Raw genomic sequence first — 17,114 nt, forward strand, 5'->3', positions numbered from 1 at the left:
CGGACACGCAGTGATTGCGTGTGTTCGCATGACTGACGGTCTCTTCCGTGCAGGCATCGGCCGGATGCCTGCCCCCCTGTTTCCTCTCCTGTTTTTCCGGAATTTTCTGTGAGTGTCCTGTTCAGCCTGATCGACGCCGGCCTGGCGTTCGGTGCCCATCCGCTGCTCGATGGTGCGGCCTTCACCCTCACCGCCGGTGAACGGCTGGGGCTGATCGGCCGCAACGGCACCGGCAAGTCCAGCCTGCTCAACGTCATCGCCGGCCGCGTGCAGCTCGACGATGGCCGTGCCGTCACTCGCGACGGCCTGCGCATCGTCCTGGTCGAGCAGGAGCCGGCCCTCCCGCCAGCGCCCACGCTGTTCGACAGCCTGATCGCCCGGGGCACTGCCGCCAGCCTAATCGACGAACACGACGAGCGCCGCTACTGGGCGCTGCAGACCCGCCTGCGCGCCGAAATGGACCGCTTCGGTGTCGATCCGGACGTCAGCCCCGATGGCCTGTCCGGCGGCCAGAACAAGCGCGCCGCCCTGGCCCTGGCCTTCGCGCTGGAACCCGACCTGCTGCTGCTCGACGAGCCCACCAACCACCTCGACATCGAGGCCATCGAGTCGCTGGAAACCATCATCAACACGGGTCCGGCCGCCATCATCATCACTCACGACCGGCGCTTTCTCGATCAGGTGGCCACCCGCATCATCGAACTGGACCGGGGCCTGCTGCGCAGCTTTCCCGGCAACTTCGCCACCTACGAACGTGTGCGCAGCGAGCAGCTCGAAGCCGAGGCCGTCGCCAACCGCAAGTTCGACAAGTTCTGGGCGCAGGAAGAGGTCTGGATCCGCAAGGGCATCGAAGCCCGCCGCACCCGCAACGAAGGGCGCGTCCGCCGTCTCGAAGCCCTGCGCGAGGCCCGGGCAGCCCGCCGCGAGCGCACCGGCCAGATCAGACTGGAAGTGGATGCCGGCGAACGGTCCGGCAAGCTGGTCTGCGAAACCCGCCAGGCCAGCATCAGCCTGGGGGGCAAGTGTCTGGTGCGCGACCTCGATCTCACCATCATGCGCGGTGACCGCATCGGCCTGATCGGCCCCAACGGCATCGGCAAGTCCACGCTGCTCAAGCTGATCCTCGGCGAATACCCGCCCGACGCGGGCAGCGTTCGCCTGGGCAGCAACCTGCAGATTGCCTATTTCGACCAGCTGCGCGAACAGCTCGATCCCGAACGCTCCGTGGCCGACACCGTCAGCCCCGGTTCCGATTACGTCGAGATCAACGGCGATCGTCGCCACATCATCAGCTATCTGCAGGACTTCCTGTTCCCGTCCAACCGCGCCAGTTCCCCCGTGCGTACCCTGTCGGGTGGCGAGCGCAACCGCCTGCTGCTGGCCCGGCTGTTCGCCCGCCCGGCCAACCTGCTGGTGCTGGACGAACCCACCAACGACCTCGACCTCGAATCCATCGACCTGCTGGAGAGCATGCTGCAGTCCTACCCGGGCACGCTGCTGCTGGTCAGCCACGACCGGCGCTTCCTCGACAACGTCGTCACTTCCGTGCTGGTCGCCCAGGGCGAGGGCCGCTGGCTGGAACTGGTCGGTGGCTACTCCGACTGGCAGGCCTGGCGCGACAGCCAGCCGGGTGCAGGCAGCGGAACACGAAACGGTGCGGGCAAGGCCAGCCAGGGCACGGCGGGTGTTCAGGGCAGTACCGGAGGGCAGGCCAGTACGGGGGAGCAGGCCAGTACGGGAGTATCGGGTGCGGCCGGTGATGCTTCGGCTTCACCCCGAGGGGCCGCTGTTTCGACCGTTGGGGCGGCCGCTTCGGCCAGTGTTACAGCTGGTGTCGGTGCCGCAGCAGCGGATACGTCAGGAGCAGGTGCAGCGGGTGCTGGAACGGGAGCTGCCGGCGCCCCGCGCCCCCGGGGCGGCAAGCTCTCGCTCAGCAACCGCGAAGTGCGCGACCTGGCGAGCCTGCCCGGCGACATCGAGGCGCTGGAGGCCGAGATTGCCGCCGACCAGCAGGCCATGACCGATGCCGACTTCTTCCGCCAGCCGCCCGACGCCATCAAGGCGTTCCAGACCGCCCTGGAAGACAAGGAAGCGAAGCTGCTGGACATGATGGAGCGCTGGGAGGTTCTGCTCGAGAAGGAAGCCCAGGTCAACGCCAGCCGCGGCCGCTGACCTGGCGGGGTCTCACTCCCGGGAGGCTGGCTCTGTGTTTGCCTCTGCCGGCCTTGGCGACTTTTTGTGGCAATTCGCAGTATATCGCGGCAATTCCCTGCAATTCGTGGTAGTTTGCAGTAATTCGCAGCAGTTGTGGCTGGGCCGGGGCGGTAGCCTCTCACATTCATCGGGGCATCCTTGTCCTGTGCTCCGCACCAGTCAGCTGCAGGCCGTCACCCAGTTCGGGGAATGGACCCGACGGCTGTGGAATTGTTGCCCCGTTTGGGGGCATGGGCTGCAGGTCGCTGCTCCCGGCCGGGCTGTTATTCTTCTGCGACGCCGTCCGCCCCCGTCGGCCCCGGCGCCACCTCCCGCACCACCACATGCGGTGTCTGCACCGCCGGCGTGCGGGCACTGATCTGTGCCCAGATCCGCCCGATCTCGCGCTTGAAGAACGGATAGAGCAGCGGCGCCGTCACCAGCCCCGGTACCCCGAACAGCGACTCGCCGGTCAGCATGGCCGCCAGAATCTCCCACGAGTGCATGTGGATCTTCGAACCCACCGTCCGGGCGTTGATCACGTATTCCAGCTTGTGGATCAGAATCAGGAATACCAGCGACCCCACTGCCACCCACGGCGACACCGCAAACGAGATCAGCGACAGCACCGTGTTCGCCATCAGGTTGCCCAGCACCGGCAGCACCCCGGTCAGCAGCGTGAACATGCACAGCAGCCCCCGGAACGGCAGCTGCACATGGAACATCGGCAGCAGCACGAACAGATAGAGCGCCGTCATCGTCGTGTTGAACAGCGCAATGCGCATCTGCGCAATCACCACCCGCTCCAGCACCACCAGCAGCCGGGCGATGAACAGCTCGTCCGAGCGCAGCCGGTGTGGCTGCCAGGTCGATACCGCTGCCAGCGCCCCCACCAGAATGGCAAACAGCGACTGCACGATGGTGTGCACCACCGCCCCGCCCACGCTGCTCAGTACCGCCGCCTTGCTGCGCACGAAGTTGAACAGCTGTGCCTTCAGGTCGGCCCAGTTCTCGGGCACCAGCCGTGCTGCCGCCTCGGGCAGCGCCTGCCGCAGCACCTCCAGCGAATCCTCGATGCGCACCAGAAACACGCGCAGATCATTCGACGAGGCCAGATGGATGGTCCAGTACGTCAGGAACACGAAGGCCGTGATCACCAGGATGCACACGGTCACCCCGCTCAGCACCGCTGGCCAGCGGTTCGGGTAATACCCCAGCGACAGCGCCATCGGCCGGTGCGCCTGCACGATCCGGTCGGCCAGCAGACAGCTCCAGGCATAGACCAGCAGTGCCAGCAGCACCGGAATCACCAGCCCCTTCAGGATGATGACAAAGGCGGCCACCGCCGTGGCCAGCAGGCCAAGTACAGGCAGAAGGGCAGGCAGGGAAGTCGGCATCGGGCAGCGGTGTCCAGGTGAGGCATCTTCCACCGGGCGCCCCGGCCATCCATTCCCCGTAAGCCGGGCATGGATGCCGAAAGACCCCCCGGGGCAAGCCGTGGCACGCACGGTGACACGCACACACCGCAGGGGCGAAAGATCCCGGGCGCACCGGTGATCTCCGGCGCGAACCGTCAGAATATACAGGCTAAAGCGCCATCATGCTGCAAAAATCAGACAGACGCCTGTTCTGGCGCGTGTTGTGGCCATGTCAGGGCGTGTCATGGCCCTCGCTGTCCCTGCGCAGGTTCATGAAAAAAGCCGCCCGGCCCGGTAGGGGCAAAGCGGCCTGGGGCAGGGCGGCCGGGCAACAGACCCGGCACCTGGTCTCAATACTCGTTCAGCGAGGCTCCCAGCAGCGCGATGTTCGAGCTGGCCATCACGGAAGCCAGCTGGGCGATCTCGGTGGCCTTCGTCCTGTTGCGGCGGCCCACGATCAGGGCGGCCCCGGCGCGCTGGCCAATCACCATGGCATCGGACGCCTCCTGTGCCGACGGCGTGTCGACCAGAATCACGTCATAGTGCCCCGACAGCGTCTGCAGCAGGTCCATGAAGATGTCACGGCCCAGCAGCTCCTGCGGGTTCGGGGGCTGCGGACCCGACGGCAGCACGGCCAGGTTCGGCAGCGTCGGGAACTCCATCACCTCTTCCAGACCGGCGCGGCCGCTCAGAATGCCCGACAGGCCCATCTGGTTGCGCAGGCCGAAGTTCAGGTGCTGGGTGGGGTGACGCAGGTCACCGTCGATGATCAGCGTACGCTGGCCGATCTGCGAGAAGGCCACCCCCAGGTTGGCACAGACGAAGCTCTTGCCGTCCCCCCGGTCCACGCTGGTGATGGCCAGGATGGAGCGGTCCGGCGAATCGAACCAGCGCGTCATCAGCTGGCTGCGCAGGCCGCGCAGCGCCTCGGCAAACGGCGAATAGGGGTTGACCGCGCTGGTCACCTTGTCCGGCAGTGCCAGTGCCGAGGCGCGCGACGACGAATAGCCGAACTGCATGGCCAGCGCCTCTTCCACGTCGGCGTGTGACACCAGACGCATGCGGATGGCCGTCTCGCCGAAGCGCAGGTTGGTCACCCGCTGCTCGTTGAGCACCAGATCGATCTGGTCCTGGCGCAGCTTGCCATTGGCCACCAGGATGCCGCCCATCATCAGGGTCTTGCGGTTGGCCGGATTGAAATCGGGCAGCCTGGCGCCACCGCTGTCCCGAACGAGGGCCGTGCCGGACGCCTGGCGGCCGCCAGCGTAATTCGGGGAAGAGCCAGCCGGAGCGTGGTCAGTCGGGTTGTTCATGTTGGCAGGAGAGGGTCGATGAAAACGGGTGAAACGAACGGTGCGTGCAGAAAATCCGACACTGAAACCGGGATTGTCCCTGATTCTGGCCTTGCGCGCAGCTGGCGGCACAGGCACGGCGGGGTATTGCATCGCAAAAAACCCCGCATGGGCGGATCTGCTTCCGGATTCTGCGATCATGCACGCCCGGAACCGGCCCGACGAGGCACAACCGCACAGCCTGTGCACATTCGCAGCAGGATCGCGCGCCCCGCCACGGTGTGTCGAACATTCGGCGGGTTTTTACATGTACATTACGTGCTGGCTACGTGAGGCATCATTGGGCCATCAAAGTTCATAATCCATCTGGCCCATCCTTGCCATAATACCCAGTCTGGTCCGGCCACGGGCTGTCGGGCCCGGACGCTGCCGGACGGGTGCCGTCTGCGGGTACCTGTCGCCTGTCATCGGCAGATGACCGTCGGGCGTTTGCATCGACGGTGCCTTCATCGCGGCACCCGCCAGCCCGTCCGGTGCGGGCACAGCCCCGCCGTTCTGTCGCTTCATGTGACATTCGCCCCCACACCCGGCGGGATGCTGGGATAATACGGGATTCAGGCAGCGTCAAGAATGGCCGTCGTGTGGTCGCTTCAGGCCGCCCGGTGGCCATTGGCCGTGCAGGCTCTGCTGCACAAATACCCACTGAACCGGTCTCTGGCCGCGCCGGACAGCCCGTCGTGTGCAGTATCTCACCGCCTTGAGCCGTCGCCCCCTTCACAATCGGCACTCTCGTGCCAACTCCAGGTAGTCCTATGCGTTTCGACTTGCTTTTTGGAATTCTCCGGTCACGCTTCTGGCTGGTCGCCTCGATCGTCGCCGTCACCACCCTGACGGCCATCGTCGGCAGCCTGCTGATGAGCAAGAGCTACGGCGCGGCCACCACGGTCTACGTCGATGCCAACACGGTCGACCAGGTCTCCGGAACCGCCGCGTTCTCGCGTGAGACCATCCGCAACATGCTGGCCAGCCAGACCGAGCTGATCCAGAGCAGCCAGGTGGTCAACCGGGTCATCAAGGATCTGAAACTCACGCAGGATCCCCAGGTCCAGGCCGACTGGCAGAAAGCCACCAAGGGCCGCGGCGACATCACCGACTGGCTGGCCACCGTGCTGCTCAAGGCCATCAAGGTCACGTCCTCCACCGACGGTACCACCATCGCCATCGGTGTCGAATGGTCGACCGCCGAGGGGGCTGCCGATATCGCCAACGGCTTTGCCGCGGCCTACAAGGCTGCTGCCCTCGACCTGAAGACCAAGCCGGCGCAGGAATACGCCGAACGCTTTGCCTCCCAGGTCAAGGAATACAAGACCAAGGTCGAAGAGGCCCAGACCAAGCTGACCAAATTCCAGCGCGAAAGCGGCATCATCTCCAGCGACGAGCGCATCGACGTCGAAAACCAGCGCCTGCAGGAACTCTCCTCGCAGCTGGTGCAGGTCCAGTCGGCCCTGTCCGAGAGCCGTTCGCGCAGCAACGTGGTCGGCCGTGGCGGTGACATGGGCATTCCCGAAGTGGTCGCCAACGAGCTGATCCAGACCCTCACGACCGACCTGGGGCGTGCCGAGGCCAAGCTGGGCCAGGTCTCTGCCCAGTATGGTTCCAACCACCCCGCCTACCTGCAGGCCAAGGCCGAGGTGCAGGAGCTGCGCACCCGCCGCGACACCGAGGTGAGCCGCGTCAAGTCCAGTATCCGTACCGCCAACGCCGTCAACACGTCGCGCGAGAAGGAACTGCAGGCTGCGGTCGATGCCCAGAAGGCCAAGGTTCTGGCCCTGCGCTCCAAGCGTGACCAGGTTGCCATCCTGCAGCAGGATCTGGCCAGCGCCCAGAAAGCCTACGACCTGGTCGAGCGCCGCCTGACCGAAACCACCGTGTCCATGAGTGCCGGCCTGTCCAACATCAGCGTCATCTCGCCGGCTACCGTGCCGCTGCTGCCCAGCCGTCCGAACCTGGTGCTGAACGTGGCCGTGGGCCTGTTCCTCGGCCTGTTTCTGGGCATGATGGCTGCCTTCACCCTCGAAGCCGCCCAGCGTCCGCTGCGCAGCGCCGACGACCTGCTGCAGGCTGCCGGCATCCCGGTGCTGGCCGTGCTGCCGCCGTCTCAGTCCACCCGCGCCCAGCGCCTGATCGGTGGCACCGGTCCGTCGGTCACGCCGCCCAACCTGCGTCTTGGCAACTAAGCACCGGACATGGCCTTCTCCTCGATCCTGAACCGCCTGCCCCGGCTCAACGGCAATCACTCCTGGGCTCCGCTGCTGGTCGGCGGGCTGTTCCTCGGGATCGGGGCGCTGGTCGGGCTGGTGGTCTCCACCAGCAACCTGATCCTCATCGCCCTGGTGCTGGGCGGCATCGCCGGTGTGCTGCTGCTCAACGCCCTGCCCATCGCCGTCTGGCTCATCCTCATCGGGGTGTTCCTCATCAACGGGCCGGTGGGCTATTTCTCGCCCGGCATGGCCAAGATCTCCTGGCTGTTCTCGCTGCTGGGCATCTTCATGGCCGGGGCGGCCATGCTCTATTCGGTCGCGGGCACGAAGCACTTCCAGCGCCCGATGCCTCCCTTCATCTACACCAGCCTGCTGTTCATCGTGCTGGCGGTGGTGTCGGGCTTCATCTCCGACGGTTCGCTGGCCGAAATCGCTGCCGGTGCCAAGCGCTACTTCCACTTCTGGGGCGTGATGTTCCTGATGGCGGTGGTGCCCTTCACCGAAAAGCAGGTTCGTCACTGGCTGCTGTTCATTCTGGGCGTGGGCCTGGTGCAGCTGCCCTTCACGCTTTACCAGCGTGTGGTGCTGGTGCCCGGCGTCATGGGCTATGACAAGCCCGGCTTCGTGCCCTTCGACATCATCGTGGGCTCCTTCGAGGGCTCGATGACCGGCGGGGGCGCCAGCTCCATCATGGCGATGATCATCGTCATGGTGGTGTTCGGTGTCTTCCTGGCCTGGCGCGAAAAGCTGCTCAGCGGCTTCTGGACACTGCTGCTCTCCATCGGCCTGCTCGTCCCGCTGGGGCTGGGCGAAACCAAGGTCGTTATGATCATGATGCCGGTGGTGCTGTTTGCCGCCTACTTCGATCTGGTGGCCAAGCGGCCGCTGGCGTTTCTCGGCATCGTGGTGGCCACCCTTGTGTTCGGGGCCATCCTGGGCTATTTCTACTTCATGGTGCAGGTGTCCGGCGACATCGCCAACATGTCGCTCGACGAGAACCTGCGCGACACCCTCGAATACAACCTCGGCAACCGCGGCTACTACGCCACCGGCGTGAACCGTCTGACGGCCGTGCCGTACTGGTTCGAGTCGCAGTCCTGGAACAACCCGGTCAAGGCCCTGTTCGGAACCGGTATCGGTTCGTCCTATGGTGTGGACGGCCTGGTGCCCGACCCGGGGCACATGTTCCTGGCCCACCCGGGCATGTACATCGACCTGCTCACCACCTCCACCGTGCTGTGGGACTTCGGCATCGTCGGGTTCATCCTGTACTTCATGATCTTCTTCGGCGCCATGCGCTGCGTGGCCCGCAGCTTCCACGAGGCCCAGACCGCCTGGGACCGCGTGCTGTGCCGGATGCTCATGTCCAGCCTGGCGGTCACACTGCTGATGGCCATGTACTCCAACAGTGCCATCGTGCTGGTCAGCCATGCCTTCATCGTGTCGCTGACGCTGGGTCTGGTCGCCTGGCGCTACCGTTACGGCCCGCTGTCGCCCACGAAGGCCGACCTGCTTCAGGCGGGCAAGGCTGCGGCCGGTTCGCATCCGCGCCATGGCCGTGTGATGAAGGACATCTTCCCCACCGAGGGCGTGCTGTCGCCGCAGGAGCTGGCCTGGCAGAAGCAGCGCCTGCAGCTGGGGCATGATCCCAACGCCGGTGCTGCGGCGGCCGGTTCGGCCACCGTCGCCGGGCCCGCCACCGTTGTAGGTCCAGCCACTGTTGCCGGCCCTGCCGCCGCTTCTGGTCCCGCCGCCGCTGGTCCTGCAGCAGCAGGGGCCTCGGCCAACTTTGCAGCCTCCGGTTCCGGTGCCACCTCGGCCTTTGCCCGCAGCGGCATGCCGGTGCAGGGCGGCGCTTCGCGTGCCGCCTCTGCCGGTCAGAGATCTGCCGGTCAGGGTACGGCCGGTCATGGTGCTGCCGGCGGCGCTTCGGCTCCGGCGGCAGGTGTGAGCGCAGGGACAGGCGCTGCAGGTGCAGTGGGTGCTGCTGCCTCCGGTATGGGGGCCGGTGTCGCCGCAGCCGCAGCGGCGGGTGCAACAGCAGGTGCTGGCGCGACCAGCGCCTTCCCCGGTGGTGTTCCTGCCGGCTCGCCGGCAGGTGCAGCCCGGGCGGACGCTCCCGCCGCCGCTGCGCCGGATGCCGCCAGCGAGGCTGCGAAGGCCATGGCCGGGCTGGCTGCTGCCGGTGCGTCGGCCCAGTCGGCCTTCCCGAAAGGGCCGGTCAGCCGTCCGGCTGCCCGTACGCCTGCCCAGGGAGCACCCTCGCCGGTGCCGCCTTTGCAGGGCGCTCCCGCAGGCCGTCCGGTCGGGCCGGGGGCTTTGGCCGGTGGTGCTGCGGTGCCGCCCATGGGGGCTCAGAGAACCCCGCATCCGGGCAGCATGCCGCCACCGTGGTCCCGCACGCCGCCGGGGGCCCCGGCCGATCATCCTGCCCAGGCCCAGGCCCAGGCCCAGGCCCAGGCCCAGGCCCAGGCTCAAGCTCAAGTCCAGGCTCAGGCTCAGATGCGGAACAGCTATCCGCAGACACCGTACACCCCGCGTTCAGGAGGGCAGCAGCCTTCCGGCGGCCCTTCGCAGCAGGTTCCCGGCGCTCACCCGCAACAGCCGGTCTTCCCGCCACCGGGCCACACGCCGTCGGGTGGCGTACAGCGTCCCGGCCAGCCGTATCCGGGGGCAGTCCAGCCTGGCATGTCCGCACCGGGCATGCGTGGTCCTGGCGCGCCGGGTGTGTCGGGGGCCGGCTATCCGGGGGCTCTCCATCCGGCCAGCCAGTCACCCTTCGGTGCGCCAGCCGGTCGTGAGGGCCCGTCATCGATGCCTCCAATGGGGCCGACCTCTGCGGGTGCCGTACCGCCCTGGCAGCAGCCTGACCTGGGGCAGCGCCCGATGACACCGCCGCAGGGTGTACCGGGAGGGCTGGTCCAGGGCAACGTCACCCGCCAGGGGTCGGGCTATCCGGAAGAGGGGCAGCCGTTGCCGCGTCCGCGTGCCCGTCGTACCGGCTACTTCGGTCCGCAGGCCCAGCCGGGCAGCGAAGGCGCTGACGATGCCGAATGGAGCGTCTACGATCTGCAGAAGGAGATCGAGCAGGGCCGGAGTGCTCGCCAGGGCCGGAGGCGTGGACCGGAGCCACTCGTCGACGATATCTCCGGACCGCGTACCCGTCCGATGTTCGCCGATGACGACGAACCGGCCAACGGTCTGGATCTCGACGAATTCGGCCGAAATCGCCGCTGCTGATTCACCGGTATCCGTACAGATCCAGGAAAGCGCAACGGGCACCTTCGGGTGCCCGTTGCCTTGCAGACGTGCCGGCATCGTCATGGAGGAGATGGCCGGTACGCCACCAGATGGCCACCGCACCACGGTGGTGCCAGGGGCGTGTGGCGCAGGTCAGATGCATGCGCCGGAAAGGATCAGGGGAGACCGTTGCCGGTCTCCCCCTCTCCCACACGCACACAACAACAGGACTGCAATAAGGTTTCCGCGTGTGTTCACCGCCGGGCAGGGCCATGCTGCTGGCAGGCTGCCCGGCAGGTCCGGTTCCCTGCTTACTCCAGCGGGGGCGGGTTGCTGATCAGCTCACTCGTCGAGATTGAGCCACCCGGTTCCGGCCGGCCGGCGTCGATGGTCGAGAAGTTGAAGGCGCGCCAGTCGTTGCGGACATACTTGGCCCGCGACACACCCACACCCGGGAAGTAGTAGGCCGGAGCGGTGGCACCCACCCGCGTCGTCACTTCCGGATAGTAGTCGGCACCCACGTGAATCAGGTATTTGGCGCGGCTGCGGTCATCCGTACCGTTCGGGTTGTCCAGCACCAGACGGGCCTGCACCGTGGTCAGCAGGGCCTTCACATCCCAGGCGTCGAACTTGATCGGGCTGCCCCAGCCGTGGAAGACGCGGTCGTTGCCGTTCGGCTTCAGCGAGCGGGTGCCATCGGCTTCGTAGCGGATGTTGGCCTTGACCGTGTTACTGCCCTGCAGCGACTTCGGATAGTCCTCACCCGACACCGCCATGTTCTGGATCACTTCCCAGCGACCGGTCGACTTGCGCTTCATGTACAGCTTGATGTTGCGCAGCTGCACGCGGGTGTTGCTGGCCGCGTTGCCCGTACCATCGAACACCACCAGCCAGGGGATCACGGCGTTCCAGGTGGCGTTGCTCTTGAACTGGGTGTTGGCAGGCTTCCAGTAGCTCGGCGTGTTGGTACCGCGCGGGTTGTTGCCCATCACCACGAAGCCCGGACCGGTGGCCCAGCCCATGCCCTTGTCCACACCGCGCAGCTCACCCTCGTTGTACAGTTTCATGTCGTTGATGATTTCCTGTACCGAGTTCACCGTGCCTTTGGCAGCCGGTGCGGCAGCCACGGGTGCGGGGGCCGGCGTTGGGGCGGGCTTCGCGGCCGGGGCCGGCGTGGCCACCGGGGCGGCGGTCTGGGCGGCTGCCACGATGGCAATCGGTGCTGCAGTGAAGTTCACCTTGTCGCCCGACTTGCCCAGCACCTCTTCGGTGTACACCACGCTCTTGCCGACGTCGGCCGTGGTCGGCGTGTAGTGCGGGCCCCAGCCCTTGGCCACACCGTCCACCTTCCAGATGGCGTTCAGCACGTAGCCGCTGGTGTAGGCACCCATCGTGCGAACCAGCTGCTTGCCCGGCACCGACTGGCCGGTCACATTGGTCACCGGCATTTTGTCGGCCAGCGGATAGCCAGGCTTGGCCGACAGGGCAGGGCTCGGTGCCGGCGTCGGGGCCGGTTGCGCGGCCGGAGCCGGGGTCGGTTTGGCGGCAGCCGGGGCCGGGGCGGCTTCGTTCAGCGAGGCCACGATGATCACCGGGGCGGCGGTGAAGTTCACCCTGTCGCCGGACTTGCCCAGCACCTCTTCGGTGTAGACCACGGTCTTGCCCACGTCGGCGGCGGTCGGCGTGTAGTGCGGTCCCCAGCCCTTGGCTTCACCGTTGACCTTCCAGATGGCGTTCAGCACGTGGCCGTTGCCATAGCTGCCCATCGTGCGGACCAGCTGCTTGCCCGGCACCGATTTGCCCGTGGTCACGTTGGTCAGTGGCTGTTTGTTCACCACCGGATAACCCGGCTTGCTCTGCGTCTGCTGTTGCGGCACCGTTACCGGCACGCCCACCGAGGCAACCACCACGGCGCCCGGCGTGGCAAATTCGCGGGTGCTGCCGTCATTGCCCAGCACCTTCTCGACGTAGATCACCGTCTTGCCCAGGTCGGCCTGGGTGGTGGTGTAGTGCGGGCCCCAGCCCTTGTCCACCCCGTTCACGCGCCAGATGGCATGCTGCACGTGGCCGTTGCGGTACGTACCCATCGTGCGATCCAGGCGGTAGCCGGTGGCTACCTGACCGTTGTGCGAGGCGCCCTGGGCACCATCAGCCTTGAAGGACGGCGAACGCGTCATTTCCACGCGGGCGACGGCCTTCAGGGCAATGCCGTTCTCACCCTGGGCAGAGGCGCCCGGGGCGGGGGTCGAGCCACCTTCGCTGCCATTGCCACCACAGGCGGCCAGCACGGCAGCGCTCAGGCACAGGGCCACCAGCGCACGGGGCTGCGTCAGCAGGGCGCCGCGGGGCGCACGGGATTCATCGTTATGTACCAACCGGTTTTTCATGATGCTGTAGAGTCTGTTGTGTGTTGCTGAACCGGCCTCATCGGGAAGATGTCGACCGACCGTGTTGCAAGGTGTTTTGCATGTGTGTGTGTGATGCGAAGCGAACTCTACGGACCGGAAAGTTGGTTGTTAAACAACACGGGATGAACGGTATACCGCAAAAGACAGAGCGGAAGATGTAAAGAAAAGCCAAGGTTTTTTCCGGCTTTTCTGGCGTGTTTCGTGAAAAATGCCGCGCCCCGGCCGTGATCCATGCCCGCACCCGGGAGGATCTTCACAATTTGGTGAATTTTCGTGTCGCCGTTCGTCGGCTGGGGGTTGTGTATTGCGTGGCGCGCGTGTTGCGTTGCTTGCCAGCCAGTGCAGGTACCTGACGGCGTCAGATCGAAGGGAAATCTCCCTTTGGCGGGTTTTATGGACTCATTTGTTCCCGCGAAACCCTCTTGGGGCGCGCATGACTGCGTTGGCAGCGCCCTGAAACCATCGAGCGGACTTGCTGTCTTGTCCTGTACGTCCAGAGGACGGACGCGCGCGGGGAGTGGTCTCGCGTCCATGAGCAAATGCGTCCATGACAGACGCCGAGTCCTGAAATGGCACAGCGGCACCGCTCGCCTTACAATTGGAACCGGCCGCCCTTGCGGTCCGCGCACGGCGCAATCAGGCGCCGGCGGCTGGCCTGTCTGTCGCGCTGTGACCCATTTCACGTTTCGGGGCCGGCCTGCGTGGCACCATTCCGGCTGCGGGAGCGCCCGCCCGCCGGTCGGCCGTTGCCGTGCGTCTGTCGTGTGCCCGTTGCCCTTGCCGGCGCCATTCTGGTGCGCGGGCGGGTTGCGGGTGTTCTTCGCGGGGCCGTGCACCTCTGTGCGGGGCACTGCCTCCCAACTTCGAACGTGGGCACAAGCCATGACCAACCCCGATGTCAAGACCTTCCGTACGCTGCCGCTCGTGCTGGCGCTCGGGCTGGCCCTTGCCGGCTGCAAGTCAACCGTAGCGCCCAGCGCCGGTGGCGACTGCAAGCCCGTCGCCGTCAACAAGGGCGCCGACGGTCTCTCGCTCACCGTCTCCGACAAGGCCGTCAAACAGATCGGCCCCGAGTACTTCGGCTTCAACCTCGAAAACACCGAGTTCCAGCTCTCGCTGTGGGATCCGGCCAAACAGCAGGTCCGTCCCGAGGTCGTCTCCTTCCTGAAGGATCACTTCCCCGGCGCCGCCTACCGCTATCCGGGCGGCACCACCTCCAACTATCACCGCTGGCACAAGTCGGTCGGCGCCGTGGCCAAGCGGGTACCGGTGCGCATCAACGACTGGACGGAGCTGCCCCGCATCGAGTTCGGGGTCGATGAATACCTCGACTTCGTCCACCAGACCGGCGGCCAGGTCTGGTACGTGCTCAACATGAAGGGCGACATCGACAAGCTGGTGTCGCAGGAGGTCATGGCCCGCGAGGCTGGCGAACTCACGAAGCACATCTTCGACCGCAAGGTGCCCGTGCTGCGCTGGGAGCTGGGCAACGAGCTGGACCGCTTCGAGGAGAAGTGGATTCCCGACCTGTACGTGGGCCGTGCCCGGGCCGTGATGGAATCCGTGCGCAAGGTCGATCCAAAGGCGCGTTTCGTGGCCATGATGGCCGACTTCGACGCCCAGGCCGACCGTGGTATCAACGCCTCGCAGTACAACGTCGCCGTGGCAAAGGGCCTGAAGGACGATGGCGTCAGCGAGTATGCCCAGCATCTCTACTACGATGGCGAGCCTGACGGCCCGCCGGTCACCAACCGCATCGACCATCTCTGCCAGTCTGCGGCCGACGCAAAGACGGGCGGTGTGCCCGAAAAGGACATCGGCTTCTGGGTCACCGAGCATGCCCGCTGGCCCGAAGGGCAGGGTGAGGCCTGGAACGGCAACTGGCACCAGTCGGCCGATCTGGGCGCTGCCATCGGTGTGTCCGACCTGATCATCACCACCACCCAGCTGCCGCAGGTCAAGGGCGGCGATCTGCACGCCCTGCACGGTACCACCGGCCCCTGGCCGATGTTCCACCTGCCGTTGGGCCAGTCTGCCTACTACCCGTCGGTGCCCATGCATGCCTACGCCCTGCTGCGTGAAACCCTGCTTCCCGACGTGCTGGCCACCCGGGTCGACAGCGGCAATCCTTCAGGCTATGCAGGCGGCTACTCGGCCCGGGGGACGGTCATGGCCAGCCAGGACCGCAGCCGCTACAGCGTCTGGGCCGTCAACCGTGATGGCGATGCGGTCGAGATCACCCTCAACATGCCCGCCCTGGCCGGCAGGAAGTTCAAGGCCAGCCTGGCCAGCATCAGCGGTGGCACGCCCCAGGTCAACAACTACAGCAGCCAGGTCATCGATGGCCCCAAACGCCAGACCGTCAGCCTGAGCTTCGACGACAAGGGCGTGGCCCGCTATACCGTCGGCCCGAATTCGGTGTCCGGCCTGACCTTCGCGAAGGAGGCGCCCTGATCCTCTGCCGGTTCTGTCCCGGGGCGGCGCATCCGCCGTCCCGGTTCCCTGATCCTTTCCCGGGCCTGCCGTCCGGGTCACTCCGTTGATTACCTTCCCTTTCTGCTTCTGCCCTGTCTCCCATGCCGGAACACGCCGATCACAACCCCTATAGTGCCCGGCGTATTGCCGCCGGCATGAAACACTTCCTGATGGGCAAGGCCCTGACCTCCGTCGCCGGGGTCGGTGCACTCTTTCTCATCGTCCGCAACCTGCCGGTGGAAGAGTTTGCCGCCTACTCGGTGCTGCTGGGCCTGACCGAGGTGCTGCTCGCCCTGACCTCCGTGGGTACCGGGCAGATCCTCACCCGGTTCGTGCCGGAAATCTTCAACCTGCGCTACTCGTGGGCGCTGCGCCGGCTCATCGGCTACAGCATGGGGCTGCGCCTGGCCCTCATCCTGCTCACGGTGGTGGTGCTGATCATCTTCCCGCTGTGGCTGGCCAACTGGGTCAGCCTCGACCGCTGGCTGGTGCAGCTGCAGCTCTATCTGCTGGTCGTGCTGTTCCGTACCACCTCCAACTCCGAGTTCCAGATCCTCGAAGCCATGCTGGAACAGAAGCGGGGGCAGACCGCCTACGCGGCGGTCACGGTGGGCAAGTTCATTGGCGTGGTGGGCCTGGTGTTCTTCCATCACATGGACCTGACCAGCCTCATTCTCGTCGAAGTGGTCAACGAGGCCGTGGGTGCCTTCGTCATGAGCTGGGGGGTCTATCAGGCCAGCCGCAACCGGCCCGGTGATGTCACCGATGTGCCGCTGCAGCGCGAATGGCTGCAGAAGAACACCCGTCGCATGATCGACTTCGGCATCAAGGGCTATGCCCAGGGGCTCATCATCCTGCCCTATGGCGGCATGGTGAACCGTTTGGTAGCCGGCAACCAGTTTGCCCCCATCCAGGTGGCGCTCTTCGGCTTTGCCCAGTCCATCTTCGACCAGCTGCAGCGCTACCTGCCGGCCCAGCTCTTCAACGGCATGATCCGTCCGGTGATGGCTGCGCGCTATTCGGCCAACAACTCCTACCGGGAGGCCGAAACGGTGGCCAATGCGGCACTCACCATCAATCTGGTGCTGATCGGTCTGGCCGCCACCTTCTTCGCCGCGGGAGGCGGGGATGTCTACCTGTGGCTGTCCAAGGGCAAGTATGGCGCCGATGCTGCCGTGCTCGTGCTGCTGATGTGCCTGGTCATGGCGCTCGAATCCTGGCGGCACTCGCTGGAGAACCTCTCCCACACGGTCGAACGTTACGGCTTCCTGGTTTTCAGCAATGCGTTCTTGGGCCTGTCGCTGCTGCTGGGCATCGCCCTGGCGCCTGAGTATGGCATTGCGGCCCTGCCGGCAGCCAACTGCGCCGGCCTGGTGGTGGCCAACGTCATGGTGGCCTACTGGCTGCGTCGCACCGGCTTCCCCTATCAGCTGGACATGGGGCACATCGCGTCCTGTGCGTTTGCCAGCGCCGTGGGGCTGGCAATGGCCTGGTACCTGAATGGCGTCATGCCGCAGTGGTGGTGGCGTATCGTGCTGGCCTCGCTGGCCTATGTGGTCGTGCTCGGCCTCGTGCTGCGTCCCCGGCCGGAAGAGGTTCGCATCTTCAGCGCCGTGCTCCGCCGCCGTCGTGGCGAGCCCGAGCCTGCCGCTCCCGCTGGCGGCGCCCCGACGGCCTGATCAGGCATGGCTTGGGCCGTGCCGCGATGGCCAGGGTATGCCCTGGCCTGGGCGCTGCTGCAAATGACCTGATCGAGGCACGACCCTGGCTTGGGCGGCGCCATGATGCCTGGGTGTGAATCGGTCTGGCCTCTGTCGCGATGCCCTG

General features: G+C 66.1%; 8 protein-coding genes. 5 read left to right on the forward strand and 3 right to left on the reverse strand.

The window, feature by feature from the left end:
- Positions 1–108 precede the first annotated feature (108 nt).
- On the forward strand, positions 109–2,172 hold the full coding sequence (locus EHV23_RS12585; RefSeq protein WP_203228995.1) for an ATP-binding cassette domain-containing protein: 2,064 nt from the start codon (positions 109–111) through the stop codon (positions 2,170–2,172).
- A gap of 305 nt (positions 2,173–2,477) precedes the next feature.
- Here EHV23_RS12585 and EHV23_RS12595 read toward each other — a convergent pair whose 3' ends face one another.
- Positions 2,478–3,590 (reverse strand): AI-2E family transporter, encoded by a 1,113-nt coding sequence (locus EHV23_RS12595; protein ID WP_125096380.1) that lies wholly within the window; start codon positions 3,588–3,590, stop codon positions 2,478–2,480.
- A gap of 371 nt (positions 3,591–3,961) precedes the next feature.
- On the reverse strand, positions 3,962–4,924 hold the full coding sequence (locus EHV23_RS12600; RefSeq protein WP_158615966.1) for a polysaccharide biosynthesis tyrosine autokinase: 963 nt from the start codon (positions 4,922–4,924) through the stop codon (positions 3,962–3,964).
- 803 nt (positions 4,925–5,727) lie between these two features.
- Between EHV23_RS12600 and epsF the strand changes: the two genes are divergently transcribed.
- Positions 5,728–7,140: a chain length determinant protein EpsF gene (gene epsF, locus EHV23_RS12605; protein WP_158615967.1), complete on the forward strand. Its 1,413-nt coding sequence runs from the start codon at positions 5,728–5,730 to the stop codon at positions 7,138–7,140.
- A 9-nt stretch (positions 7,141–7,149) separates the two neighbouring features.
- The gene (locus EHV23_RS15325; protein WP_158615968.1) at positions 7,150–10,404 is read left to right on the forward strand and encodes an O-antigen polymerase; all 3,255 of its coding nucleotides are present in this window, start codon (positions 7,150–7,152) and stop codon (positions 10,402–10,404) included.
- 311 nt (positions 10,405–10,715) lie between these two features.
- Here the strand turns inward: EHV23_RS15325 and EHV23_RS12615 are convergent, their stop codons facing one another.
- The gene (locus EHV23_RS12615) at positions 10,716–12,779 is read right to left on the reverse strand and encodes a hypothetical protein (RefSeq protein WP_125096383.1); all 2,064 of its coding nucleotides are present in this window, start codon (positions 12,777–12,779) and stop codon (positions 10,716–10,718) included.
- A 915-nt stretch (positions 12,780–13,694) separates the two neighbouring features.
- Here EHV23_RS12615 and EHV23_RS12620 point away from each other — a divergent pair.
- Both EHV23_RS12620 and EHV23_RS12625 read left to right on the forward strand, forming a co-directional pair.
- The gene (locus tag EHV23_RS12620; RefSeq protein WP_125096384.1) at positions 13,695–15,266 is read left to right on the forward strand and encodes a hypothetical protein; all 1,572 of its coding nucleotides are present in this window, start codon (positions 13,695–13,697) and stop codon (positions 15,264–15,266) included.
- Positions 15,267–15,388: 122 nt separating this feature from the next.
- The gene (locus EHV23_RS12625) at positions 15,389–16,966 is read left to right on the forward strand and encodes a lipopolysaccharide biosynthesis protein (RefSeq protein ID WP_125096385.1); all 1,578 of its coding nucleotides are present in this window, start codon (positions 15,389–15,391) and stop codon (positions 16,964–16,966) included.
- The last annotated feature ends 148 nt before the right edge of the window (positions 16,967–17,114 follow it).

The sequence above is a fragment of the Lautropia dentalis genome (assembly GCF_003892345.1).
GTDB classification, from domain to species: Bacteria; Pseudomonadota; Gammaproteobacteria; order Burkholderiales; family Burkholderiaceae_E; genus Lautropia; species Lautropia dentalis.